Origin of the sequence: Spirosoma sp. KCTC 42546 (assembly GCF_006965485.1) — a bacterium.
Classification (GTDB): domain Bacteria; phylum Bacteroidota; class Bacteroidia; order Cytophagales; family Spirosomataceae; genus Spirosoma.
The window spans coordinates 6,120,655-6,144,737 of record NZ_CP041360.1 but is presented as its reverse complement, the minus strand read 5'-3'; the positions used below and the strand labels follow the sequence as shown (position 1 = coordinate 6,144,737).

The 24,083-nt window shown below is 48.4% G+C and carries 23 protein-coding genes; 17 read left to right on the top strand and 6 right to left on the bottom strand.

What is annotated here, in order from left to right; genetic code table 11:
• Positions 1 to 74: 74 nt before the first annotated feature.
• Entirely contained in the window at positions 75 to 1,319 is a 1,245-nt protein-coding gene (locus tag EXU85_RS25355) for a VCBS repeat-containing protein (RefSeq protein WP_142774766.1), read from the top strand.
• Positions 1,320 to 1,361: 42 nt separating this feature from the next.
• Positions 1,362 to 3,200 carry a hypothetical protein gene (locus EXU85_RS25350; RefSeq protein WP_142774765.1) on the top strand — a complete coding sequence of 613 codons (1,839 nt, stop codon included), beginning with the start codon at positions 1,362 to 1,364 and terminating at the stop codon, positions 3,198 to 3,200.
• Positions 3,201 to 3,205: 5 nt separating this feature from the next.
• On the opposite strand, the gene EXU85_RS25345 is transcribed toward EXU85_RS25350, so the two are convergent.
• The 3 genes from EXU85_RS25345 to EXU85_RS25335 are packed head-to-tail and all read right to left on the bottom strand — an operon-like array spanning position 3,206 to position 4,771.
• Positions 3,206 to 3,709, bottom strand: a complete 504-nt coding sequence (locus tag EXU85_RS25345) for a hypothetical protein (RefSeq protein WP_142774764.1) — start codon at positions 3,707 to 3,709, stop codon at positions 3,206 to 3,208.
• 2 nt (positions 3,710 to 3,711) lie between these two features.
• A complete protein-coding gene (locus tag EXU85_RS25340; RefSeq protein WP_142774763.1) occupies positions 3,712 to 4,194 on the bottom strand; it encodes a hypothetical protein in 483 nt (160 codons plus the stop codon).
• A gap of 25 nt (positions 4,195 to 4,219) precedes the next feature.
• Positions 4,220 to 4,771 carry a DUF4468 domain-containing protein gene (locus EXU85_RS25335; protein ID WP_142774762.1) on the bottom strand — a complete coding sequence of 184 codons (552 nt, stop codon included), beginning with the start codon at positions 4,769 to 4,771 and terminating at the stop codon, positions 4,220 to 4,222.
• Between the two features lie 299 nt (positions 4,772 to 5,070).
• Between EXU85_RS25335 and EXU85_RS25330 the strand changes: the two genes are divergently transcribed.
• From EXU85_RS25330 to EXU85_RS25310, 4 genes are all read left to right on the top strand, one after another.
• The gene (locus EXU85_RS25330; protein WP_142774761.1) at positions 5,071 to 5,721 is read left to right on the top strand and encodes a hypothetical protein; all 651 of its coding nucleotides are present in this window, start codon (positions 5,071 to 5,073) and stop codon (positions 5,719 to 5,721) included.
• A gap of 227 nt (positions 5,722 to 5,948) precedes the next feature.
• On the top strand, positions 5,949 to 6,839 hold the full coding sequence (locus tag EXU85_RS25325; RefSeq protein ID WP_142776830.1) for an alpha/beta hydrolase: 891 nt from the start codon (positions 5,949 to 5,951) through the stop codon (positions 6,837 to 6,839).
• A gap of 556 nt (positions 6,840 to 7,395) precedes the next feature.
• Complete coding sequence (locus EXU85_RS25315; protein WP_142774760.1) at positions 7,396 to 8,184, top strand: alpha/beta hydrolase; 789 nt, start codon at positions 7,396 to 7,398, stop codon at positions 8,182 to 8,184.
• Positions 8,185 to 8,261: 77 nt separating this feature from the next.
• Positions 8,262 to 9,308, top strand: coding sequence for an SMP-30/gluconolactonase/LRE family protein (locus tag EXU85_RS25310; protein WP_142774759.1), 1,047 nt, complete (start codon positions 8,262 to 8,264; stop codon positions 9,306 to 9,308).
• A gap of 147 nt (positions 9,309 to 9,455) precedes the next feature.
• On the opposite strand, the gene EXU85_RS25305 is transcribed toward EXU85_RS25310, so the two are convergent.
• Positions 9,456 to 10,223 carry a cupin domain-containing protein gene (locus EXU85_RS25305; protein ID WP_142774758.1) on the bottom strand — a complete coding sequence of 256 codons (768 nt, stop codon included), beginning with the start codon at positions 10,221 to 10,223 and terminating at the stop codon, positions 9,456 to 9,458.
• 192 nt (positions 10,224 to 10,415) lie between these two features.
• Between EXU85_RS25305 and EXU85_RS25300 the strand changes: the two genes are divergently transcribed.
• From EXU85_RS25300 to EXU85_RS25265, 8 genes are all read left to right on the top strand, one after another.
• Positions 10,416 to 11,480, top strand: a complete 1,065-nt coding sequence (locus tag EXU85_RS25300) for a winged helix DNA-binding domain-containing protein (protein ID WP_142774757.1) — start codon at positions 10,416 to 10,418, stop codon at positions 11,478 to 11,480.
• A 427-nt stretch (positions 11,481 to 11,907) separates the two neighbouring features.
• Entirely contained in the window at positions 11,908 to 13,500 is a 1,593-nt protein-coding gene (locus EXU85_RS25295) for a response regulator (RefSeq protein WP_142774756.1), read from the top strand.
• Positions 13,501 to 13,520: 20 nt separating this feature from the next.
• A complete protein-coding gene (locus tag EXU85_RS25290) occupies positions 13,521 to 17,135 on the top strand; it encodes a response regulator (protein WP_142774755.1) in 3,615 nt (1,204 codons plus the stop codon).
• A 95-nt stretch (positions 17,136 to 17,230) separates the two neighbouring features.
• The gene (locus EXU85_RS25285; protein WP_142774754.1) at positions 17,231 to 17,596 is read left to right on the top strand and encodes a response regulator; all 366 of its coding nucleotides are present in this window, start codon (positions 17,231 to 17,233) and stop codon (positions 17,594 to 17,596) included.
• Between the two features lie 109 nt (positions 17,597 to 17,705).
• Positions 17,706 to 18,515 (top strand): protein-glutamate O-methyltransferase CheR, encoded by an 810-nt coding sequence (locus EXU85_RS25280; protein WP_142774753.1) that lies wholly within the window; start codon positions 17,706 to 17,708, stop codon positions 18,513 to 18,515.
• Complete coding sequence (locus tag EXU85_RS25275) at positions 18,497 to 19,093, top strand: chemotaxis protein CheB (protein WP_142774752.1); 597 nt, start codon at positions 18,497 to 18,499, stop codon at positions 19,091 to 19,093. Before EXU85_RS25280 ends, EXU85_RS25275 begins: the two co-directional genes overlap by 19 nt.
• A gap of 84 nt (positions 19,094 to 19,177) precedes the next feature.
• Positions 19,178 to 20,209 carry an SDR family oxidoreductase gene (locus EXU85_RS25270; protein ID WP_142774751.1) on the top strand — a complete coding sequence of 344 codons (1,032 nt, stop codon included), beginning with the start codon at positions 19,178 to 19,180 and terminating at the stop codon, positions 20,207 to 20,209.
• Between the two features lie 116 nt (positions 20,210 to 20,325).
• Positions 20,326 to 20,610, top strand: a complete 285-nt coding sequence (locus tag EXU85_RS25265; protein WP_142774750.1) for a hypothetical protein — start codon at positions 20,326 to 20,328, stop codon at positions 20,608 to 20,610.
• Between the two features lie 96 nt (positions 20,611 to 20,706).
• Here EXU85_RS25265 and EXU85_RS36245 read toward each other — a convergent pair whose 3' ends face one another.
• Positions 20,707 to 20,775, bottom strand: a complete 69-nt coding sequence (locus EXU85_RS36245) for a hypothetical protein (protein ID WP_371732054.1) — start codon at positions 20,773 to 20,775, stop codon at positions 20,707 to 20,709.
• A 37-nt stretch (positions 20,776 to 20,812) separates the two neighbouring features.
• Positions 20,813 to 20,995 carry a DUF6582 domain-containing protein gene (locus tag EXU85_RS35860; protein ID WP_246859240.1) on the bottom strand — a complete coding sequence of 61 codons (183 nt, stop codon included), beginning with the start codon at positions 20,993 to 20,995 and terminating at the stop codon, positions 20,813 to 20,815.
• A gap of 174 nt (positions 20,996 to 21,169) precedes the next feature.
• Between EXU85_RS35860 and namA the strand changes: the two genes are divergently transcribed.
• The 3 genes from namA to EXU85_RS25245 all read left to right on the top strand — a co-directional run bounded on the left by namA (position 21,170) and on the right by EXU85_RS25245 (position 24,000).
• Positions 21,170 to 22,240, top strand: coding sequence for an NADPH dehydrogenase NamA (gene namA, locus EXU85_RS25255; RefSeq protein ID WP_142774749.1), 1,071 nt, complete (start codon positions 21,170 to 21,172; stop codon positions 22,238 to 22,240).
• Positions 22,241 to 22,344: 104 nt separating this feature from the next.
• Positions 22,345 to 23,202 (top strand): neutral zinc metallopeptidase, encoded by an 858-nt coding sequence (locus tag EXU85_RS25250; protein WP_142774748.1) that lies wholly within the window; start codon positions 22,345 to 22,347, stop codon positions 23,200 to 23,202.
• A 237-nt stretch (positions 23,203 to 23,439) separates the two neighbouring features.
• Entirely contained in the window at positions 23,440 to 24,000 is a 561-nt protein-coding gene (locus EXU85_RS25245) for a collagen-like protein (RefSeq protein WP_142774747.1), read from the top strand.
• Positions 24,001 to 24,083 lie beyond the last annotated feature (83 nt).

Here is a 24,083-nt window from a genome sequence, read left to right as displayed (position 1 = left end):
GTCCATTACTTCATAACCCTGAAGGGTTACATAGTCTGACTGGGGGCGAAGCCCTCAGATTACGAACCTACACTATGAATAAACAGCTAAGTCTAAGCACTATCCTCCTTTCCTGCTTGCTTACGAGCACCTATGGCCAGCAGGAAAAAACCTTGTTCAAGGTACGTCAGCAGCAGGCAGGTAATACGGATGCCCGAGCAACCAGTACGGTTGTTCCTGCGGGCAACTTTAAGAAAACCACCCTCACCCGCGATTTTATTTCGGAAGGGGTTGCCGTGGCCGATCTGAATAAAGACGGCAAAATGGATATCGTGGCTGGTTATTATTGGTTCGAAGCCCCTAACTGGACCCGTCATGAGATGGCTCCGTCCCGCGTATACGATCCGCGAAAGGAGTATAGCGATTCATTCCTGAATCTGGGCATGGATGTCAATCAGGATGGCTGGGACGATGTCGTTATCATCGACTTTCCTGGTAAACCTGCTTTCTGGTTTGAAAACCCGAAGAACAAGCCCGGTGAGTGGAGCAAGCATATTATTGCCGATTCCGTGGGTATTGCCAACGAATCGCCGGGGTTTATTGATATCGATGGCGATGGGCGACTCGATATTCTGTGTGGCGATAAGGCGAAGAAACAGATTGTCTGGTTAAAGCCACCCGTAAAACCCGGCGAAACGGAATGGAAACGATTCGCTCTGAGTGCCGAAAATGTGCCCGGAACTGAGATTTTTTCTCATGGCATCGGCTATGGTGATGTGAATAAAGATGGCAGTAAGGATGTTGTGATTCGGGAAGGCTGGTTTGAAGGAACCGTCGATACTAAATCCGGTAACTGGGTGTTTCATCCGGCCGATCTGGGTGAGCCTTGCTCACATATGCAGGTTCTGGATGTAAATGGGGATGGGAAAAACGACGTAGTCAGTGCATCGGCGCACAAGCTTGGCGTCTGGTGGCATGAGCAGGTGATGGACGAACAGGGTAAAATCAATTTCAAAACCCACCTGATGAGCAACACCACCGCTCAGACGCATTCGTCTATTATGGCTGATCTGAACGGCGATGGCCGAAAGGATTATATTACCGGAAAGCGATTTCTGGCCCACCACGGTCGGGACCCTGGCGACAGTGATCCGGGTATCCTGATGTGGTTTGAGTTTACACCCGGCAAGGAGCCTTACTATAAAGAGCATATCGTTGATAATGACTCAGGTGCAGGCCTTAACATTGTGGCGCAGGATATGAATGGCGACAAGAAACCCGATATCGTTATTGCCAACAAGAATGGGGTTTTCCTGTTTGAGAATAAAATCAGGAAATGAGGCTTTAAGGGTTGTGCTTTAGATTCAATCCGCCAATTATACATGACCACGAACCAAACAGTATACGAAGCCGAAACGCCACTGCCTCCACTCACCGAACTGCGGATGGGGCCGTTGACAGTCGGCTACGAAAATGGATTTTTTCGGTATTTCCGTTGGGCGGATCATGAGATTCTGCGAATGGTCTACTTCGCGATTCGGGATGAAAATTGGGGTACGTGGCCCCCCATTCTCTCGAATGAACAATGGACAGTTGATCCTGACCGATTTCGCGTAAGTTACACCTGCCACTATGAGCAGGATGGCACAACGTTTTTTGTCTGGGATGTCGTAGCCGAAGGGACAGCCTCGGGTGAGTTTTCGATGACTATCGATGGAGTTGCGCACCAGCCATTCCTGAAAAACCGGGCGGGTTTCTGCATCCTGCACCCTATTTTGGGTACGGCTGGCCAGCCGTGTGAGTTGATTCATCCCGATGGTAAGGTCGAGGTAAGCCATTTTCCGCAGATCATCGACCCGGAGAACCCATTTAAACTACTAGCCGGCATGCGCTGGCTCCACGCGGGCCGGTATTGGTTTAAGCTGGAAATGAGTGGCGATATCTTTGAAACGGAAGACCAGCGTAACTGGACCGATGCGTCGTTCAAGACGTTCTGTACGCCACATAATCTTCCCGTTCCGGTTTTGCTTCAGAAAGGCGAAGAGGTTCACCAGCGAATTCTGTTTCGCCCTGAACAACCGTTGCCAAGCCGTCCTGAAAGTAATTTCAACGACATTGTTATCCAGGTGGTTGACGAACAACGAACAGCCTTGCCTGCGCTCGGTGTAAGTGCCTCAACCGAAACCAATACGCTTTCGGAGCCATTTGTTCAGGCAGTACAGTCCTGCTCGTTCGACCACTATCGAATCGACGTATCGCCCCGTCAGGCAGACTGGGAGACTACGTTTTTGCTGAACGTTGCTACTGCACAAACGCTGGGCTGGCCGTTGTTGGTAGCCCTTCAGCTATCGGCCAATTATACGGCTGAACTGCGGGCGTTTCTGAATACAGTTCAGCAAAGCCAGCTAGTTGTGTCCGACTTATTGGTGCTCTCAGCCGATGAGGTTGTCTCCAATGCTGACATGCTTCGTCTGGCACTCAATACGGTACGACATGAACTACCGCATACGCGTGTCGGGGCAGGAACAAACTACAACTTTACAGAGCTGAACCGTAACCGGATTTCAACAGAGGGTCTGGACTTTATCAGTTATGCCGTTCACCCGCAGGCACACGCCTTCGATAAACGATCGATTGTAGAAACGGTTGATGGACAGGGCAATACGGTACAGACAGCGAGGTCATTCTCTGGGGCTTCGGCTGTGTATGTATCGTCTGTTACGTTGCGTCAGCGGCTCAACCCCGATGCGCGTGATCCAGCCAATCGTATCCTGAGCAATGCCCAGAAAACGGATGCCCGCCAACCCTCACGCTGGCTAGCTGGCTGGACCCTGGGTAGCATTAAGTATCTGGCCGAAGCAGGGGCAGGAGCCATAACGTATTACCAGACCGTTGGCCAGCAGGGAATTGTTTCCGAAGCGGCTGAACGGTATCCGGTTGCTGTGTTATTGGCTGAAATACTGGTATTTCGGGGAGGGCAGGTGATGCATACAAAAACGAACAATCCGCTGGCGTGCAGTACTTTACTGCTTGTTCAGGGAGAGCGTCGGCGTTGGTTGATTACGAATCACACCGACCATCCTTTGCCGGTCCAACTGCCTGAACCTTTTCAGAAAGGCTATCGAATTACGCCTGTCCCTTCGGAAAAACTACCACTGGACTTAGCGCATGGAGATAAACACTGGATAGAGCCCTTCGGAACGTGGATTCTGGATTGCTAGCGCAATCAGGACCCTTTAGTAGCACCGAATGAGGCTAACCAGCCGATGAGAAGCCCGAGGATGGTTAACCCGCCGATAGCGATCAACAGCCATTTAAAGACAGTCAGGAAAGGCCATTTGACCAAAAAGCAGAGAGCGGCTAAAAAGCTCATCGCGAATAGAACCATCCAGCCTAACCCAATAAAGGCCATAAACGCCGAGCCGATTCCTGAGTCGCGACTGTCGCCGTAGCGGGCAGCTTCACATAAAAAATTAACAACAAAGTAACTGCCAATTAGGCTGGCAATGCCAATCCGGGTTAACCACCACCAGTGGCTACCCGCTGCCCAGAAGAAGGTTGTAAAAGCGAAGATAACGCCCAGTGCTGGCAGGAACCAGCCGATGTTGAGCAATTTGTCATGATCATTGGCCGGAAGTGGCTGGCTAAGCTTACTAATCAGTCCGGTGATGGCCAGCATACCCAGCCAAACCAGTTCGGGGCCGAGCAAATAGGTAAGGGTACGGTTCATAATTACATAAGTTCCCACGAGATTCTCAATGTAATAAGCCCCAGAGAGAGTAGAATTAATATCCATTTCAACACCGGCAGAAATGGCCAGTGGGCCATCAGGAAAAACAAAACGATTGACCCTACTCCTAACAATATTGTCCAGCCAATCCCAACGAATAAAAGAGATCCCATGATAACGCCTACATCCCGAATGTCATCGTAACTGGCTGATTTAGATAAATAACCGACTAGCAAACCAACGCCTATCAGGCCAGAGATAATCGTTCGAGCCAGCCACCACCATGGATTACCCTGTGCCCAAAACAAGGGTATGAAGGCGAGGATAACCCCAACTGTAGGCAAGTACCAATTCATCCATATCAGTTTGAAATGGCCCCCGCTAACAATCGGTTGGTTAAACGCAACGATACTGGCGGCAACCGTGAGCATTAAAAGCCAGATCAATTCAGGCCCTATTAAATAGGCAACTGTTGTACGATTCATTCGATGAGGGACTGTGATTCAGTTGTCAAAACGCTTTGTAGTTCTTGACGTTTTCCTGAAGGGTTACCAGCGTAGTTTTAAGGTGTTTGTCGAGTTCTGAATAGATACCCTGAAGATCTTTCTCGTTCTTCTCGCAGTAGGTTTCAATAGCTATTGGGCGAGCGTTTCCGGGATTCTCCAGCGTAATCTGCGTAAGAGTTGCCCGGTATTTGCGGTTACTACACTCCACAATAAAGCTGTACCGAAATGTATAAACGCCCCCTGCCGAACTCTCGGATCGGGGGAGGGTCACCACTTGCGTAACACGACCGACTAAATCCCCCGTTTCTTTGTCGTTCAGTGAAAAGGTATCGGTAGGTGAGTGGAAAGACTGAGTGAGCCACAGGCGGGCCCGCCGGAATAGATCGGCCTGCGAAACCGTACCACAATCGACTACTTCTGTATAGGTAACGGTTTGGTTAACAACCGGCAGGATGCCGTGGAGCTTCCCATTGGTGAGGACAGGTGGACAATCGGCCCGGACAGCACCGACGATAAACAGACTGGCTGTCAATGCCGCTAGAAATACACTATGCATGGTTGGTTAACTTGATTAAGGCGTTAAAAAAAGAGAGTGGTCTATTGTAAACCGTCTCAAAAGTAGGGCGCTAAGTGAGGTCTATCCAGCCGGAGTTGACAGTGGGAGGAATTGGGTCGATAAGTAGTGGGAAAAGCACAATATATCGTTTAGCGTATTAAGTCAATACGCTCCTTTTACTAGCTTATACGCTCACTTCGTCCGTTCACAAGGCTTATTCTACGGTTCATGCAGAATGCTGTTCGGTATGGTAGCCAGGCTAATTAGTTTCGCCATTGTTCATGTATGTAAGGCCATTTATGAGAACTATATTGATTGCCGCTGCCCTACTAACCACTACGTTTTGCTGGGCACAGTATAACCCGGTTGGTGCCATTACGATGTGGAGCGAAGGCTACGTGGTTACACTCCAGAACGATACCATCCGTGGCCAGATAAGGGTCGGTTCACTCCTGAACGATTCTCCCGCGAGTGTCGTCATTCGCACTAATGATGGGAATAAGATCAAACAAAAAGGGTCTGAACTACAGCTACTTGCTCAACGGATACCCGATTTTGCGTACGCAACCGGCTACATTCCGAGAGACCGGGAAATGGTGATTTTTGAACGTGTCCCTAATCCCCGACGTAGTGATAAGCCTATGCTACTGGAGCGCCTGACCCCGCCAGGTGGGGGAGTTGCCCTGTATTTTGATGTAGCTGGCTGGAAGAAAACATCTGAGTACACGTTCGGAAATTTTACGTTCGAGACCAACCGGCAGGATCTTAGCTATATTGTCCTGAAAAATGGTCGGGATGCACAACTAGCCAAACGGGGCGACATGGAAGCCGTACATGAAAAGCTATTTGGCGATTGCCCGGCCTTTATCAGGCACTATCCAATGGCCAGTCGACGCAACTGGAACCAATTTGGGGAGATGGTGCTGGCATATAATCAGCTCTGTCAGTAAGTACTGGTTATTAAGTAATGAGGTAATTCGTCATTGGCTAAGCCTTGATAGTCAGCAAATAACCAATAACTCAATAACTTTTTATGAGCTACGTACCCTTTGTGTTTATCAACCCTTTATTTATTCGTACCAATCCAGAACTTTATTTTTGTGGTATGTATTGACGTACTATACGTCTATCTGCGGGAATTCGCAGTGTCTAATTCCTTCTGATGAGGTCCCCCAAAATGGTTCTTTTGCGATTACTCTGGCAAGTTCCTGTCGCCCTGATTTTACTGGTTGTATTCCTGTTTTCAATGAGTGGATACGCTATTTCGGTGAACAGCCGACGTACCAAAGATGTGCCTTATATATTGCCAACAGCTCCTGACTTCAGCGCCGAACGTCATGTGCTGGATATCTACACCCCACGCGGAAAATCGGCTACGGGGCGGCCCGTGGTTGTGTTCATTCATGGCGGGGCCTGGAATAGCGGGAACAAAAATATTTACTGGTTTATTGGTCGGCGTCTGGCCAAACAGGGGGTGGTTACCGTAATTATCAATTACCGGCTTTCGCCTAACGTTCAGGTGCCCGCTATGGCCGATGATTGCGCCAGGGCCGTTCAGTGGGTTACGCAGCACATTGGGGGCTATGGGGGTGATCCGAACCGAATTTTCGTAATGGGCCACTCGGCGGGTGGAGGACTAGCGGCTTTGCTAGCTACCGATACACAGTTGTTTGCCAGATTAGGAATGACTAAAAATCCAGTGAAAGGGGCTATTCTCGATGATGCAGCAGGCTTAGATATGTTTGGGTACCTTACCAAAATGGAGTATCCCGGCGACGAGTCTTACCTGGTGGCTTATGGGAAAGTACCCGCCGTTTGGCGTACGGTATCGCCCATCTATTTCGTAGGAGCGAGTAGCCCGCCTATGCTGGTATACGTAGGTGAGAATACCTATCCCAGCATTCTCGACAGCTCAAAGCGGTTCCGTCAGCGACTTCAGGAATTCGGTATCAAGCATGAATTTGCCACGTTGCCCGGTAAGAAGCACATTCCCATGGCCACACAACTATTCTGGAAGAATAATATCATCTACCGTGATTTGCTGAAATTCGTCGGCGCAACATCGTGATTTTTTAACGCAAAGGCGCAAGGTATTTCGCATAGGGCGCAATGGATATAAATCTTTGCGTTCTTTGCGAAATACCTTGCGCCTTTGCGTTAAAAACTGTGCATCCAGACATGGCCGATATCGACTTACTGAGACACGCCTTACGGGCTTTTGCGGATATTGACGAAGACGCGTTTTCACTATCGATACCCTATTGGCAAAGGAAACAGTATAAAAAAGGGGAGTTCTACAACGAGTACAAAAATGTTTGCAAGCACCTTGGCTTCATTCTTGATGGTGTATTCAGGGCTTATCATGTAAAGTTTATAATGCCATCCCACTCTATCATATCTCGTCCTATCTGGGTATTCAGGGACCATCCTTGAGCCGTATCCGAAAAAGAATGGCGAGTCGTTAATACGGCTCGACGATTTTAACCTGGGTTAATAATTGTGTACCATCATCTGCTGACTTTTGTCCTGTTCAACGCACAAGGGGAACAGGCGATAGGCGCTTTGGCTCGTGCTGATACTGAACGGTTTGTATTCCTTTTTATAAACTATAAAACAGCGTAATCATGAAAACGAGTAAAACAAAAAATGTGGTGTTTGTTACAGGAGCCTTTGTTAGTAATAGTGGCTGGGATGAGTGGAAAGCGTATTTTGAAAGCAAAGGATATACGACAGTAGCCCCCGCCTGGCCGTTTAAGGATGGTACTGCCGCTGAGTTACGGGCCAGACAGCCGAACGATACCGATTTGGCCAATTTATCATTGGCTGAGCTGGTTGATCATTATGCGAACATTGTGAAATCGTTTCCCGAAAAGCCAATCGTGATCGGACATTCATTAGGTGGACTCGTTACCCAGATCATCGTGAATCGGGATCTGGCTGCGGCTGGCGTTGCCATTCACTCGGTGCCACCACAAGGTGTATTTCCCTATGAGTTCTCATTTTTAAAAGCGGGCTGGAAAGCACTTGGCCTGTTTACTGACCTTGAAGAAACTTACCTGATGTCATTCGAAGACTGGCAGTATGCCTTCGTTAACGACATGCCTTTGGCCGAGCAAAAAGCAGCTTATGAGGCTAACACAATTCCAGAGTCGAAAAAAGTGGCCAGAGGGGGATTAACCAGCGCTGCTCATGTGGATTTTGACAAACCACACGCTCCACTGCTGCTTACATCGGGCAGTCTTGATAACATCATACCCGCTCACCTCAACCATCGGAATTTTGAGGCTTATAAATCCAATGGTTCCGTTCTGGAATACAAAAAGTTCGAAGGCCGTAATCACTTTGTGCTAGGGCAACCTACCTGGAAAGAAGATGCCGATTATATTCTGGACTGGCTGGATAAACATGCGTAAGCTATACGAATAAAACGGTGCTAGCCTTTGTGGAAAAATGCGTCATCTTTACTGAACTGTCGAGATGACGCCTTCCTATGAACACGTTCCTACGCTCAAGATTCGCTGCATTTACAGCACGTTTTCCTACTTCTTATTGCCTGGTATTTGCCGCTTTGCAAGTAGGTTTTTCGTCTATGAACTACGCGCAGAGTCAACCTTCAGACGCCAATGCCCATCGGAGTAAAGTTGCCTTTCAGTTACCAGAAACCGGTCTGATTACGGAAGGAATTGCCTACGATTCGCAGACCGAAACCTTCTATATTAGCAGTGTTCACGAGCGGAAACTAATCAGCTATTCGGTTAAAAAAGGCGCTACCGATTTCTCGCAACCTGTCGATAGCTTGTGGGGGATGTTCGGCTTGAAAGTAGATCCGGCAAGGCGCTTACTGTGGGGCTGTAGTTCGGCGCTAGCACAAGCCAAAGGCATTACGGCTACCAGCGATGGACATACCGCACTCGTTGCCTACGATCTGAAAACCAGGCAACTACTGCACAATTACCCAGTGCCCGATGATGGAAAGCCTCACTTGTTAGGCGATTTAACGGTATCAAGAAGTGGAACGGTGTATGCCACCGATAGCCGCTCCCCCTGGATTTATCGCCTTGACGTCGGCGCAAAAACTGTAACTCCTTTTCTGACTGATACCTTGTTCCGTTCCCTACAGGGATTGGCCTTATCCGACGATGAGAAAACTCTGTATGTCGCCGATTACCGGCGCGGACTGTTATCCGTTACTTTATCAACAAAACGAGTAACCTGCCTTTCCTGCGCGCAAACAGCCGATCTGAGTGGAATCGATGGGCTCTATTATTACCAGAATAGCCTGATTGCCATTCAAAATCGGAAGAAACCCTACAAGGTCATCCGGGTTTATCTGGACAAAACGACATCAGCGATCGAGCGGGTAGAGCCCTTGGATGTAGATCATCCACTCAGTACTGAGCCTACCCTGGGTGTTGTAGTAGGTAAGCAGTTATACTACATCGCCAATAGCCAGTGGGAGGCTTTTGATGATGCCGGCAAACCCGTTCCTAACTTTTCAGCAGCAAAACCGACCATTCTTGTGCTACCGCTGAATTAACGTGAATAGTGGGTTGTTTTCTTTGATTATCAAGTTTGTTAAGTACCGTAGGTACGATATGTTTGTAGCGAAAGGACCTTTTGCTACAAACATCAAACCGCTATGCGGCCATTATTCACGCTGGATTAGATGTAGTATAGACAGGAGCTATTCAAACTGAAAGGCAAAGTACATGCAACTACCCTGGCTCGTATTTTGCAGCGCATGTGGTACGTTAGATTCCAGAAAAATCAGGTCACCTACTGTAGCGGAATAGAGTTTCCCATTGATACTTTCCTGTGATGAATTGGTAACCATCAATAGGAATTCAGCCGCTCGGTGCGTGTGAGGTGGGTGGCTCCACAAGCCTTGGTTAAGGGTGGTCACATGCATTTCAAACCGTTTCGTCATGGCCGTAGCCCGGTCGAACATCCGCCGAATTCCTCCTTTATCGTGTGGCTGAAATGGTACCTCGTTCCAGTCTATCCAAAACGAGCCACCCGCTTTTCTGCCTCGGTCCAGGTCTGTAGGTTCTTTGGATTCATACCGCATTACATAGTAGGTGGCCGGCGTATCTTCCTTATTTTCAAAGCCGTGCTCATCGCCCGGCATCAGTAAGGCCACGCTTCCGGCACCTAGTGTTTTTGTTTTTCCCTCAATGGTTACCGTAAGCTTGCCTTCTTTAATAATGATCAACTCTTCGTCGTCGTGTTTATGGGCCGGGTGCGGAGCCCGATGAGGCATGAGCGTAGTTGCATGCACCTTCAAATGGCGAAAGTCGGTGGTGTTGCCTTCCAGAATCGTTCTCTGTTCAGAAACCTCTCTTTTGGTTACCGGTGCGTCGGCCCACACATATGTTTTGGAATCAATCGACTGGCCGAATGCCAGTTGAGCACTCAGGCTGAAAAGAACAAAGAACGTAGCGCGGGACACCATGACAAAATGGAAAAATTTGGTATCATAAGACAACTGGCCGAAATGACTACTCCTGGGCCGTTGAAAAGGAAGAACGTGCACTGAATTTGCGGAAATTTACGAACGGGAATTTGCTGCTGACATAGAGCTGTCAGGGGTGGTACATTACTTTGTACGACAAACCGTATAGGCGGTTTTATCAAATGGCTTCTTATGTCAGACCCCATACTCGTTCAGAATCGACTTATTCATCAGCAGCTGGTTCAGCCCCTGTTTACCAGGCCATCCGATGTGGTGGGCTGGTTTGGCGCTATGCAGGCTCAGGATTATGCCGCAGCCAAGTGGGCTGTTGGCCTTCGGCTACCCAGGGTAACCGATGCTGCCATTGAGCAGGCCATTGCCGACAAATCGATCATTCGTACCTGGGCTTTACGGGGTACATTACACTTCGTAGCCGCTGAGGATATTCGCTGGGTATTGGCATTGGTAAGACACCGGCTCCGCTTAATTTGTGGAACTCACTATCGTAAACTCAATCTGGACGATAATGTGCTGGAGAAAAGCAAGGAGGTTATAGCGCTGGCGTTAGCAGGTGGCCAGCAACTAACCCGCCCCGAATTGAAACTGGCACTCGACCGGGCGGGTATTCTCACCCACGACTTACGCCTGAATTTTTTGTTAGGTAATGCCGCTTTCGATGGGCTCATCTGTTTCGGTAACCGACGGGAAAAAGAGTTTACATTCACCCTACTGGACGAATGGGCACCCGGCACGAAGGCGCTGGAACGTGATGAAGCAGTAGCTACACTCACCAGGCGCTATTTCACGAGCCACGGCCCGGCTACGCTGTCGGATTTTGTGTGGTGGTCGGGGCTGACAAGTACAGAAGCTAAAGAAGGCCTGCAACTGGCAAAAGCGGCACTCGTATCCGAAACCATGCATGGGCAGACGTACTGGATGGCGTCGGCTACTTCTTCTTTGCAGAACCTCTCCCCACTGGTTCATCTGTTGCCTTCATTTGATGAGTACCTGGTGGCGTATAAAGACCGGTCGGCCGCGTTAGGAACCCTGGAGTTTAGCCAGATTGTAAGCGCCGGGAATGGTATATTTAGTCCAGTCGTAGTCGTTGACGGACAGGTAGCAGGCACCTGGAAACGAACCCTGAAAAAAGATACCGTTTCTATTGAAACGAGTTTATTCTTCCCGCTGTCGGAGGAGCAGCTTCAGGCTGTTTCAGTCGCAGGTAGCCAATACCGTGCCTTTCTGGGGTTTTACTAAGTAACTGAAAATTCCTGCCCTCATAGTTACTGTGAGGGCACAATGTAAACCAGTGCCAGTAAGTAATACTTCCCCTTCGTGAGTCATGCCCCGCCTGGTCGATTAGGCTCCGTGAAATTCTTCATAATCAGGACTGTAAGACTATATTCGCCTTAGTTAAGCACAGGGTTCTATTTTTAGCCAAGTGCTATAGAACTGGGGAATATCCACTCAACTCACTAATTTTATGTTTCTTTAATTGATTAGTTGCTTATTTACTTGCTCCATAATCAGGGAATAGGGCTAACTATCAGTTTATTTTGTGTCCTGGGTAAGTTTTGGGAGCGTTAAGGTGATAAAAAGTAAAATATGGTATATATATTTTGCTGTAACTCGCTCTTCAAGAGTCCCCTGACTTTTTATTCAACGTTCTAATTAACAGCCTGACATGATTCTAATTGTTGATGACAGACAGGAGAATATTCTTCCCCTAAAGAAGATTCTTGAACTGCATCGATTTTCAGTGGATACTGCCGAATCTGGGGAAGAAGCCTTGAAGAAAATCCTTAAAACGGACTATGCAGTTATCATTCTTGATGTACAAATGCCAGGTATGGATGGCTTTGAAGTAGCCAATGCTATTTCTGGATTCAGCAAAGCCCGCGATACATCCATTATATTCCTATCGGCAGTCAATACCGAAAAAAAATTCATTACCCAGGGCTATACCTCTGGCGGAGTTGATTACCTGACCAAGCCTGTTGATCCGGATATTCTGGTCTTAAAAGTGAAAACACTGCACAGGCTTTACGAGCAGCAACAGGAACTGCGAGCCACGCAGGATTCACTCCGGAAAGAAGTTGACGTTCGAAAGCAGGCGCAGGAAGAATTAGCGGCCCGTTTTCAGGAGTTACAGGCCGTTCTGGCCTCGCTGCCCCAAATGGCCTTCACGGTGGCATCGGATGGCCAGATCGAATATGTGAATCAACATTGGTATCGCTATTCTACCAATTCAAAGTCGTTTCCCGAAACTCACCCGCAGGATGACGTTTGTCATGAGTGGGAAATGGCACTGGAGCAGGGAATGGAGTTTACCCGTGAGGTGCGCCTGAAGGATTTACTGACAGGTGAATACCGCTATCATCTGTTACGTATACTCCCCATCCGGCAGCAGGATGTATTAACACGCTGGATTGGAACCTTTACGGATATCCATCCGCAAAAACTGGCTGCCGAACTGCTGGAACAGCAAGTCGAGTTACGAACCAATGAACTCCTGCTAAAAAACGTAGAACTGGAGCGGGCCAACCATGAATTACAGCAATTCACCTGGGTGGTATCGCACGATTTAAAAGAGCCCCTCCGAAAGATTCAACTGCTCAACGATACGATAAAACAAAAGTACCTCAAAGACAATGAGGAAGCCGTTGCCTACCTCGACCGATCCATCCGATCGTCGGCCCGGATGTCGTCACTGATCAATGATTTACTGGCCTATTCCCGGCTCTCGAATCCCGAGTCGTTCCAACCCACTGACCTGAATGTCTTATTGGACGAACTGCTACTGGATTTTGACGAAGCGATTAGTAGAACAAAGGCTACAATTACGATTGATAAACTGCCCGTTATTGAAACAATGCCGAGCCGGATGCGGCAAATTTTTCAAAATCTGATTAGCAATGCACTCAAATTTTACAAGGATGGGGTACCTCCTCTCATTCAGATTAGTGCCGAGCTAATTGATACAAAAGATGTTGAGGGTAGTCCGTCGTCAGAAGGTGCGTATTGCCGGATTATAGTGCAGGACAATGGGATTGGATTTGACGAAAAGTTTCTGGATCGCATATTCGTAATTTTCCAGCGTCTGCATAATCGAACTACCTACGAAGGTACCGGAATTGGCCTGGCAATTGCTAAAAAGAATGTTGATAAGCACCACGGCCTAATCTGGGCCCAGAGTCGCGTTGATGAAGGTACTCGGTTTATTCTCGTTTTACCCGTACAACAAGCCAGTCAACTGGTTGTTAACGAACCTATTTAAGCTACCCCTGCCACACACTCATGCCCAGATATTCAACGTCGAATTCGGTTATCCGCCAATTACAAATCGTCTTTACGATATCAACCCTTTTATTGTTGATTAGCCTTGTTGCGTCATTTTACAGCATCCAGAAATTGATCAGCAATTCAAAATTGGTTAATCATACCAATCAGGTACTTATTGAAGCGGAGAACATTATCTCGTTCATGAAAGATGCCGAAACGGGCCAGCGCGGTTATTTGGTTACGCTCGATCCCCTCTTTCTGCAACCCTACAACGGCAGTTTTGGAAAAGTACAGGGCAGCTATGACCGACTCAGTCAATTAACCATTGATAATCCAGATCAACAAAAGAACCTCGCCGAGGCAAAAGAACTTTACGACGCCAAGTTTGCGCAGATGCAGCGGGTTATTGGTCTGGTCAGGCGAAATAGGGGATTCCTTCGCGATACCATTGAGCGGCATCGAGAAATGCTGAAGGGTAAGCTCGTCATGGATAACCTTCGGATCATTATCAGCAAGATGAAAGCTGAGGAAGAAAACTTACTTAAATCCCGGACAGAACAGCAACAGATTTATATCACCTATACACCCTTCCTGCTTGTCATTGCCGCCATAGTCTCCATGTTGATTACGGCCTTTACGTACTTTCGAATCAAAAAGGACCTGGATGACCGGATTGCCCGGCAGAAGCTGGACGAGGAGAAATACATTGAAACGGCTGGCCGGATTGCCGTCATGGAAGACATCACCCAGGAAATTGCGGGAGGTGACTATTCCGTACGAAGCACAGACGAACGGGACGATGAGCTAGGTCGTATATCGAAGGCGCTGAACCAGATGGCGTCCTCACTCGAGCAGACATTCAAAGACTTAAACGATAAAAACTGGCTACAGGCTGGTTCGGTTGCGCTGAGCGATTCAATCCGGGGTGAGAAAGATTTGAAAAAGTTGGGCACCCAGTTAATCGATACCATCGCCAACTATGTGAACGCACCACTGGGAACGGTTTACCTGGTTGATAGCGACGCGAGTTTTAAGCTGGCCGGTAGTTATGCTACCCGAGAAGTGTCCACTATGGTCAGAACCGGCGAAGGGCTGCTTGGACAGGTGATTGAACGTAAAAAAACAATTATTGTCGAAGATGTACCTCAGGATTATAGCCGGATTTCGTCTTCCCTGGGCGATACACATCCGACCTCTTTAGTAATTGCCCCACTGGTGTACGCCGATACCTGCGTTGGTGCCCTTGAACTGGGTTTCCTGCGCAAACCTGATCCGTTAGTTATCGACTTTATCGAACGTAATCTGGAAGCAATAGCCATTGGGGTTAATGCTGCTCTGGATTATAGTAAGCTGCAAAATTTTCTGGAAGAAACGCAGGCACAGTCGGAGGAGCTACAGGCCCAGCACAATGAACTGGAAAACCTGAATGCAGAGCTGGAGATGCAGGCGCAGAAACTCCAGGCCTCGGAAGAAGAACTTCGGGTACAACAGGAGGAACTCCAGCAAACCAATACAGAACTCGAAGAACGAGGCCTTCTGCTGGAAGAGAAAACCAATGAGATCCAGAAAAAGGCCGATGAGCTGGAACTGGCAACCCGGTACAAATCGGAGTTCCTGGCCAACATGTCGCACGAACTTCGGACCCCGCTCAACTCCATTCTGTTATTGAGCCGATTGCTGGCCGAAAATACGGAGGAGAACCTGAACGATGATCAGGTCGAATACGCCAAGGTGATTCAGTCGTCGGGTAACGGGCTGCTTGGTCTCATTGACGAAATTCTCGACCTGTCCAAGATTGAAGCCGGACAGATGAAACTGGATTATCAGCAGGTGGCTATTCCTGAAGTGACCGATGAGTTGCAGTCTCTGTTTGGCCTTCTGGCTAAAGAGAAAGGGTTGGACTTTTCCATTCTCGTTGAGCCTGATGTGCCGAAGATTATTGAAACGGATAAAATGCGGTTGGGGCAGATTCTTAAGAATTTACTGTCAAACGCCATCAAGTTCACATCTACTGGCAGTGTCACCTTAACGATCCAGAAAAACAAAGCACAAAACCGAAGCAGCGAACAAACACTCTGTTTTGTGGTCAAGGATACGGGTATTGGCATACCTGTTCAAAAACAGCCGCTTGTGTTCGAAGCGTTCCAGCAGGCGGATGGCTCAACCAAACGCAAATATGGTGGAACAGGCTTAGGCTTATCCATTAGCCGTGAACTGGCTAAACTGCTGGGTGGGGAGATCAAGCTTAAAAGTACAGTTAATGAAGGGAGCGAATTCACGGTACTCCTGCCCGTATCTGGGGCTGATGTAGAAACACCGACCGAAAAAACGATAAAGCCAGCAACCCTGGAGCTGCCAGTACCCGTTGAAACCAGGGTTCCTGATAAATACATCAGCGCCACCATTCCGGCCGACATCCCCGATGATCGAAACACAATTGCGGAAGGAGACAAAACCATTCTGATTATTGAAGACGACACGAACTTCGCGAAATCGTTGCTGGACTATGCCCGGAAAAAAGGCTATAAAGGCGTTGTATCGGTGCGGGGTGATGAAGGGCTGAAACTGGCCGCTATCTATAAACCAATTGGTATTCTGCTGGATATTCAGTTGCCGGTCATGAGTGGCTGGGAGGTAATGGACGCCCTGAAAGCGGACCCTCGAACCCGACCTATTCCAGTGCACATCATGTCGTCGCACAAACTCAAGAATGAAAGCTTGCTGAAAGGAGCCATCGACTTCGTAGATAAGCCAATGGCGTTTGAACAGATGCAGGATGTATTCAAAAAGCTGGAGTATGTCCTGGATCGGAATCATAAAAAAGTACTGATCATTGAAGATAACCCCAAGCATGCCAAAGCATTAGCTTACTTTCTGGAAACGTTCAACATTACGTCGGAACTGAAAAGTAACATTGCGGAGGGGGTTAATGCCCTGAAACGAAAAGAAGTAGATTGCGTGATTCTGGACATGGGTATTCCAGATCATAAAGCCTACGAAACGCTTGAAGAAGCCAAGAAAAACCCTGGACTGGAAAACCTGCCTATCATCATTTTTACGGGCAAAAGTTTGTCGATGGCCGAGGAACTGAAGATCAAAAAATACGCCGACTCGATTATTGTCAAGACGGCTCATTCGTATCAGCGAATGCTCGATGAGGTGTCGCTCTTTTTGCATTTGGTGGAGGAGAACAAACAGCAGAGTAGCAGCAACGGTGGGTCGAAGCAGATGCGGGGACTAAGCCAGGTGCTTACCAATAAAACGGTGCTGGTTGCCGATGATGATGTACGGAATATTTTCTCCCTCTCAAAGGCACTGGAGCAATATAACATGACCGTTGTTGCCGCTTTGGATGGAAAAGAAGCCTTACAAAAGCTAGATGAAAATCCGGCCGTTGATATCGTATTGCTGGATATGATGATGCCTCAGATGGACGGGTACGAAACGGCCCGGAAAATTCGGGAGCATTACAAGTGGAAGCACCTGCCCGTTATTGCCGTTACAGCCAAGGCCATGACCGGCGACCGGGAAAAGTGCATTCAGGCGGGCGCATCCGATTATATTACTAAACCCGTTGATATTGACCAGCTTGTGTCCCTACTGCGCGTCTGGTTGTATGATCGATCGTAACAGTTTGAGGTTTGACGTCTGACGTTTGATGTTGACTGCTACCGGAGGAACCTCAGACCTCAAACGACAAACCTCAAACCAAACATTCCAACACTATGCCTAAAAAACGAGTCATGATAATCGATGATGATTCAAGGAACATTTTTGCGCTGACGGCTACGCTGAAGGCCAAGTCGTTTGAGTGTCTGTCTTGCCTGAACGCTCGGGATGCCCTGGACATACTTAGAACCGATGCGGTAATCGACGCGATCCTGATTGACATGATGATGCCTGATATGGACGGATACGAAGCGATTCCGCGCATCAAAAACCTGGAAAACCGAAAAGACACGCCTATTTTTTCGGTTACAGCACAGGCCATGGTTGGTGATCGGGAAAAGTGTTTGCGGGCCGGAGCAACGGATTACATTGCAAAACCTATTGATGTAGACCGCCTGTTACAACTGCTATCCGGCGTTTAAGGAAATGTATGACCCGCTGGGGCCACATAAAAAATATAGCTCAGTTTAACTTCGCTTAAGTAAGAAATCGACGTTAGATTGTATGAAATCATCTATCAATTAATTAGTTATGATTGATGAAAAAGAGGTTGATCTATTGCTGAATGATTTGCTTGAGGTGCATGGGTACGACTTTACCCATTACGCCAGAGCGTCGTTGAAGCGTCGGATTAACCGGCTCTGGTCCTTAGATAAGTTCCCGAGTTTTGCCGAGATGCGTTACCGGATACGGTCGGATACGGATTACCTGAAGCGATTTGTTGAAGAACTGACGGTGAATGTAACGGAGATGTTCCGTGACCCGATCTTCTATAAAACCCTCCGAACAGAGGTGCTCAGTACATTGGCTGCCAAGCCGTTTATCCGAATCTGGCATGCGGGTTGTTCAACGGGAGAGGAGGTGTTTTCCATGGCTATTCTGCTTAAAGAAGCCAATCTGCTGCACAAATCGCTACTGTACGCCACAGACCTCAACTCGGAAGTACTGGAAGCGGCCCGAAAAGGTATTTTTGCGTTGGCACCCATGAAACAGTATTCCGAAAACTATATTCTCTCGGGCGGCAAAAAGGATTTTTCAACCTACTACACGGCGCAATATGGCCACGTTAAATTCAAAGAAGAGCTGGCTGAGAAAATGGTCTTCTCTACCCATAACTTAGTATCAGATCGCTCATTCAATGAGTTTGATCTGATTCTATGCCGTAACGTGCTGATCTATTTCGACAAAGCCTTACAGGAACGCGTCTTAACGCTGTTCAACGAAAGTCTGGGGCCTCTTAGCTACCTGGCACTCGGCGCTAAAGAAACCCTGAAGTTTTCCAGCATACAGCCTAAATTCAAGCAAGTTGAGAACGAAAAGATATGGCGGAAAGTAAACTAATGTCGACCTGTAACGTGGTGCTCATTGGTGGGTCTACGGGTAGTATCGACGTTTTGCTGAAACTGCTACCGGCCCTAAAGCCCAGTTTGTCGTTTGCCCTGATTATTATTCTTCACCGAAAAAATACCGCTGATTCTACATTGGCGAATCTCTTTTCGCTTAAAACCAGCCTTCCGCTTAAAGAGGTAGATGATAAAGATGTTATTGAGCCGGGCGCAATTTACCTGGCCCCCGCCGACTACCATTTACTGATCGAACAGGATGGCACCTTCTCCCTGGACGACTCTGAAAAGGTGAACTATAGTCGCCCTTCAATTGACGTCACGTTTGAGTCGGCTGCCGATGTTTATGGCCCTTCTCTGGTGGGCATCTTATTATCAGGTGCTAATGCCGACGGCACTAACGGGCTGAATGCTATTAAACGAGCAGGGGGTATGAGTGTGGTTCAACAACCCGAAACGGCCCAGGTGGCCTTTATGCCGCAACAGGCCATCCTGAGTGCTCCTGTTGATTATGTGCTTGACATTAAGGGACTCATTTCATTTGTCAACGCGCTGAATCAGGTACCACACCAGTGATCTTCTCAGTAGAACCTAAATTCGAGACAGATAACCTTTCAGTTAATCAGCAGTTATGTGAGTTCAACGATATGATTGCTGCATATGACTGTTTCAATTCAAACAAAGGCTATTCTGTGGGGATTAGCGGGTATGGGTGCCTGGGTGGCACTCAAGGCTGGTTTGGCTCAGAAACGCAAACTGGATTTCCAGCGTAAAACCGTACTTATTACGGGCGGTTCACGCGGACTGGGACTTGAACTGGCCCGGTTGCTGGCGAAAGAAGGCGCAAACCTTGCCCTGTGTGCCCGTGACCAGGACGAACTCAACAAAGCCCGGACGGAATTGCTTAGCTACGGTGTAGCTGTTTATACGCAAACCTGCGACCTTACCGATAAGACCCAACTTGAGGACTTTGTCGAAAACGCTCGGCAAGCACTTGGCCCGGTTGATGTGCTGATCAACAATGCCGGAATTATTCTGGTATCGCCCTATGAAAATACGACCGAGGCTGATTTTCGGGAGTCGATGGATACGAACTTCTGGGCAGCTTACCACATGATCAATGCAGTACTACCTCAGATGCGGCTACGCAAACAAGGTCGTATTGTCAATATTGCTTCATTGGGAGGCAAAATAGCGGTACCGCACCTATTGACGTACTCAACCAGCAAGTTCGCACTTGTGGGCTACTCTGAGGGGCTCCGTACCGAAGTGCAAAAAGACGGCGTGTATGTAACGACCATCTGCCCAGGCCTGATGCGAACGGGTAGCCCGCGAAATGCCCTCTTCAAAGGCCAGAACGAGAAAGAATATGCCGCGTTTAAAATCAGTGACTCAATACCGTTACTAACAATAAACTCAACCGAAGCGGCCCGTGAAATTATTGATGCCTGCCGGTATGGAGAAGCCGAACGCATCATTACGCTTCCCGCTAAACTAGGGGTCTCTATTCAAGGAAGTGCTCCCAACCTGATAGCTGAGTTAATGTCAGTTGCTGCCCGAATGCTACCTGATGCCGGCGGCATAGGTGAACAACGTGCCCTGGGACAAAACAGTGAAACTGCTTTGTCAGAATCGGTACTGACGACCCTCACTGACCAGGCCGCTCAGCAAAACAATGAAATTCGACGTTGAGCTCCGACCGGATTTTAAACAAGATTACTTAGTTCGTGTTAAGTATATATCGTGCTTCGGTCATTCTGATGGTTGTACGAATAAATCACTCACTAACGGGCTTGCCCAAAAATGTTATGAAAAAAGTACTTGTTGTTGTTGCAGCGCTTGCGTTCTCGTTGAGCATGGCTCAGGCCCAGGATAGTAAACTGAAGAAAAAAGCGGATGTTGTGGAAGCGAAAGCGGAAGTAGCAGGCGATAAGGCCGCTCTGAAAGCTAACAAAGCCGCACGGGAAACCGCTAAAATGACGGGCGATAAAGCCGCACTCAAAGAACATCGGAAGGAGCGTGTGAAAATGGAAGGCGAATTAGTAAAAGACCGCGCTAAGAAAGACGTTAAGGTTGTAAAAGAAAAGCTGTAGGCCTGACTTACGGTACTGCATAAACAAAACGCCCGACTTTTAAGCCGGGCGTTTTGTTGTAATGCCGACCGGCCCGGTCGGTACTACAGTCTGTAATTATGCGTCCTCAATAGCTACATCGTGCTTCTTGGCAGCTTTTTTGATGCGCTCTTTAATGGTAGTCACTTCTTCAGAATCATATTTAGCTGCGTTGTCCTTATGGTTAATCGGGGCCGCCCGCTCGGTAGCTCCACGCAGCCCGAACGTGCTCGGGTGTATCGATCGGGTATTTTTTGTTGGTTCGATCGGCGAATTCAACGTCGCCGTACTTGTGCTCTCCTTCGGTTGGTGTGACCGGTCCGCCGTTGCGGTCATCGCGCCGATCAATTTTAGGGTCATTTGCCATGGTCGTTGAGTTGTTTGAGTAGATTTAATCAACGATAATCAGGAATTGAATGTTTACAAATTAATGGACAATGAATAATGGCTAATGAATAATGGTTAACACGCTATTAATCAGGACGTTTATCCATCCTGCATTGTCCATTGTTCATTCTACATTATCCATTTACTTAGCCCTATGTCAGCACTTTTTTCTCCGTTATCCATCCGGAGCATTCAGCTTAAAAATCGTATTGTTGTCTCGCCTATGTGCCAGTATTCCAGCGAGGATGGTTTCTCCAACGACTGGCATCTTGTGCATCTCGGTAGCCGGGCGGTTGGGGGCGCAGGCCTTATTTTTACCGAAGCAACCGCCATTTCTCCCGAAGGTCGAATATCTCCCGATGACTTAGGCATTTGGAAAGAGGATCACATCGACGGTTTGAAACGCATTACCAAATTTATCAAACAGAACGGTGCCGTGGCGGGTATTCAGCTAGCCCACGCTGGTCGTAAAGCAAGCCACCGTCGACCCTGGGAAGGTGGCAACATGATTGCCCCAACCGAAGAGCGGGGCTGGCAAACCGTAGCCCCCAGCACTATTCCGTTTCAGGGAACCGAACATGCCCCACTGGCCTTGACAATCGAAGGCCTTGACAAGGTGCTGGCGGATTTTCAGACGGCGGCTCAACGGGCACTTACCGCAGGTTTTCAGGTTGCCGAAATCCATGCCGCCCACGGCTATTTACTCCATCAGTTCCTGTCGCCCTTGAGTAACCATCGAACGGACGAGTATGGAGGTTCTTTCGATAATCGGATTCGGCTGTTACTGGAGGTGATCGAGCGCGTCCAAACCGTATGGCCACACGAACTACCACTTTTTGTGCGAATCTCGGCTACCGACTGGACCGAAGGCGGCTGGACAATCGACGACTCAGTTCAGTTGGCGGGTATTCTTAAAACGAAAGGGGTTGATGTTGTGGATTGTTCAACAGGGGGTAATGTGGCAACGGCTAAAATTCCGGTTAAACCCGGCTATCAGGTTCCGTTTTCAGAGCGTATTAAACAGGAAACGGGTATCATGACAGCTGCGGTGGGGTTGATTACATCGCCCAAACAGGCCGATACAATTCTGGCCTCGGGCCAGGCTGATCTGGTACTGCTGGCCCGCGAGTTTTTGCGAGACCCGTATTTCCCACTTCATGCCGCTCAGGCAATGGACAATGCCATCAGCTGGCCAGTCCAGTACGAACGAGCCCGGCCCCGATGAATAATTGCGGTAGAACTAAACATTTTAGCGCTAGAAACAGTAATCTTGCCAGCAGGAAGTAAAGAACCATTTTTATAATCACCATTTATTAACCAGGAAAATTTATGCGTTGGTTAGGAGGACGAGAAAGCGATAATGTAGATGACCGCCGGGGAAGCGGTGGGGGAGGACTACTCGTTGGCGGTGGAATTGGCTCCGTCGTGATAGCCATTATTGTTATGTTGCTGGGTGGCAATCCGTCAGATATTCTGAACCAGAGTTCACCTGATCAGGCAACTTCACAAGCCCCGTCTGGCCCACAGGCCGACGATGATGCAGCTCACTTTACGAAAAAAGTGCTGGCCAGTACGGAAGATGTCTGGACGAAATTATTTTCAGAACAGGGTGCCCAGTATCGGAAACCAGTTTTGGTGATGTTTCGGGGAGCAACGTCGTCAGGTTGCGGAACGGCACAGCAGGCAATGGGTCCGTTCTACTGCCCTGAAGATCAGAAGGTATATATTGATTTGTCGTTCTATGATGAACTCGCTCAGCGTTTCCAGGCCCCCGGCGACTTTGCCATGGCCTATGTAGTGGCGCACGAAATTGGGCACCATGTGCAGAAGCAACTGGGTATTATGGACAAAACAGACCAGCTGCGCCAGCGATTGAGCGAACGTGACTACAATAAAGTATCGGTTCGCCTGGAGCTACAGGCCGATTTTTTTGCGGGCGTATGGGCGCATCATGCCCAGGGACAAAGTATTGCGCTTGACGAAAATGACGTCGAGGCTGCTCTGACGGCGGCCAATGCCATTGGCGACGATAAGATTCAGGAGCAGACTCAGGGGCGTGTTGTACCCGATGCGTTTACACATGGCAGTTCTGCCCAACGTGTGTACTGGTTCAAGAAAGGACTTAAAACAGGTGATATCAATCAGGGCGATACCTTTAACAGCCGCGAAGACGCAAACTTGCAGTAGGGTTGCTTCCCAGCCCAAAGACCGGAGCCAGCCAGCTCCGGTTTTTTTGTGCGTTGACACAGCTACAATAGCTGTACTTATGAGTGGATATTGAGTTAACGGCAGAGGTTGAATGGGGCTTTGTCCTGATAGTGAGCGTATTACTACGTGATTTGAGGTTGTTTTTTAGTGGGTTGATAAAATGGTTTAGACATTCGCCTAGTCAAGAGAATGTTAAACTACTAATCAACTTGCACCATGAAACGTTTACATGTATTTGCCGTTGCTTCTGTTTTGTTTTTTGCTGCATTTAGTTTTCAACGCTGTCAGCCCAAAGCGGGTGATCCTGGTCCTAAAGGTGATACGGGGGCAACCGGAGCACCTGGAGCCCCAGGTGCTGCCGGGCCGGCTGGTCCAACGGGGGCTACAGGTGCTACCGGAGCTACCGGAACCGCTAATGTGCAGTACTCGCCCTGGATTAGTACTACGTTTACGGGAAGCGGGAGTAGCTATACTGGTAACATAACAGCTACGCCCATTACTCAGGAAGTACTGGACAAAGCCGATATCCGGGTGTACTGGAGTGAAGGTGGGCGCGTTCTCAGCCTACCCTATGCCGAGACCTTTGGCAGTACTACATACACAGTTCACCAACGTATTTATGTAGGACGCGTTGAACTGAAAGCTTCCTATGCATTGGGTACGCAGCAATTCCGATATGTGATTATACCCGGTGCTCTGGCTGTGGGCGGGCGTAAAGCAGCCATTGACTACAGCGATTATGCTGCCGTTAAAAAAGCCTTCAATATTCCTGATTAACTAGGTTTCCAGATACCATTTCCTAACCCATAAAAAGAAGGTTGGAAAAGAGCCCTTTTCCAACCTTCGCTGGCGTGACATCG

What these genes read in the sequence shown, in the direction of transcription:
- EXU85_RS25325 (WP_142776830.1), top strand. Translation starts at nt 5,949, where the DNA reads ATGGTTCTTTTGCGATTACTCTGGCAAGTTCCTGTCGCCCTGATTTTA.
- namA (WP_142774749.1), top strand. Translation starts at nt 21,170, where the DNA reads ATGTCAGCACTTTTTTCTCCGTTATCCATCCGGAGCATTCAGCTTAAA.
- EXU85_RS25355 (WP_142774766.1), top strand. Translation starts at nt 75, where the DNA reads ATGAATAAACAGCTAAGTCTAAGCACTATCCTCCTTTCCTGCTTGCTT.
- EXU85_RS25280 (WP_142774753.1), top strand. Translation starts at nt 17,706, where the DNA reads ATGATTGATGAAAAAGAGGTTGATCTATTGCTGAATGATTTGCTTGAG.
- EXU85_RS25270 (WP_142774751.1), top strand. Translation starts at nt 19,178, where the DNA reads ATGACTGTTTCAATTCAAACAAAGGCTATTCTGTGGGGATTAGCGGGT.
- EXU85_RS25275 (WP_142774752.1), top strand. Translation starts at nt 18,497, where the DNA reads ATGGCGGAAAGTAAACTAATGTCGACCTGTAACGTGGTGCTCATTGGT.
- EXU85_RS35860 (WP_246859240.1), bottom strand. Translation starts at nt 20,995, where the DNA reads ATGGCAAATGACCCTAAAATTGATCGGCGCGATGACCGCAACGGCGGA.
- EXU85_RS25350 (WP_142774765.1), top strand. Translation starts at nt 1,362, where the DNA reads ATGACCACGAACCAAACAGTATACGAAGCCGAAACGCCACTGCCTCCA.
- EXU85_RS25335 (WP_142774762.1), bottom strand. Translation starts at nt 4,771, where the DNA reads ATGCATAGTGTATTTCTAGCGGCATTGACAGCCAGTCTGTTTATCGTC.
- EXU85_RS25265 (WP_142774750.1), top strand. Translation starts at nt 20,326, where the DNA reads ATGAAAAAAGTACTTGTTGTTGTTGCAGCGCTTGCGTTCTCGTTGAGC.
- EXU85_RS25315 (WP_142774760.1), top strand. Translation starts at nt 7,396, where the DNA reads ATGAAAACGAGTAAAACAAAAAATGTGGTGTTTGTTACAGGAGCCTTT.
- EXU85_RS25250 (WP_142774748.1), top strand. Translation starts at nt 22,345, where the DNA reads ATGCGTTGGTTAGGAGGACGAGAAAGCGATAATGTAGATGACCGCCGG.
- EXU85_RS25300 (WP_142774757.1), top strand. Translation starts at nt 10,416, where the DNA reads ATGTCAGACCCCATACTCGTTCAGAATCGACTTATTCATCAGCAGCTG.
- EXU85_RS25290 (WP_142774755.1), top strand. Translation starts at nt 13,521, where the DNA reads ATGCCCAGATATTCAACGTCGAATTCGGTTATCCGCCAATTACAAATC.
- EXU85_RS25345 (WP_142774764.1), bottom strand. Translation starts at nt 3,709, where the DNA reads ATGAACCGTACCCTTACCTATTTGCTCGGCCCCGAACTGGTTTGGCTG.
- EXU85_RS25285 (WP_142774754.1), top strand. Translation starts at nt 17,231, where the DNA reads ATGCCTAAAAAACGAGTCATGATAATCGATGATGATTCAAGGAACATT.
- EXU85_RS25295 (WP_142774756.1), top strand. Translation starts at nt 11,908, where the DNA reads ATGATTCTAATTGTTGATGACAGACAGGAGAATATTCTTCCCCTAAAG.
- EXU85_RS25245 (WP_142774747.1), top strand. Translation starts at nt 23,440, where the DNA reads ATGAAACGTTTACATGTATTTGCCGTTGCTTCTGTTTTGTTTTTTGCT.
- EXU85_RS25330 (WP_142774761.1), top strand. Translation starts at nt 5,071, where the DNA reads ATGAGAACTATATTGATTGCCGCTGCCCTACTAACCACTACGTTTTGC.
- EXU85_RS25310 (WP_142774759.1), top strand. Translation starts at nt 8,262, where the DNA reads ATGAACACGTTCCTACGCTCAAGATTCGCTGCATTTACAGCACGTTTT.
- EXU85_RS25305 (WP_142774758.1), bottom strand. Translation starts at nt 10,223, where the DNA reads ATGGTGTCCCGCGCTACGTTCTTTGTTCTTTTCAGCCTGAGTGCTCAA.
- EXU85_RS25340 (WP_142774763.1), bottom strand. Translation starts at nt 4,194, where the DNA reads ATGAATCGTACAACAGTTGCCTATTTAATAGGGCCTGAATTGATCTGG.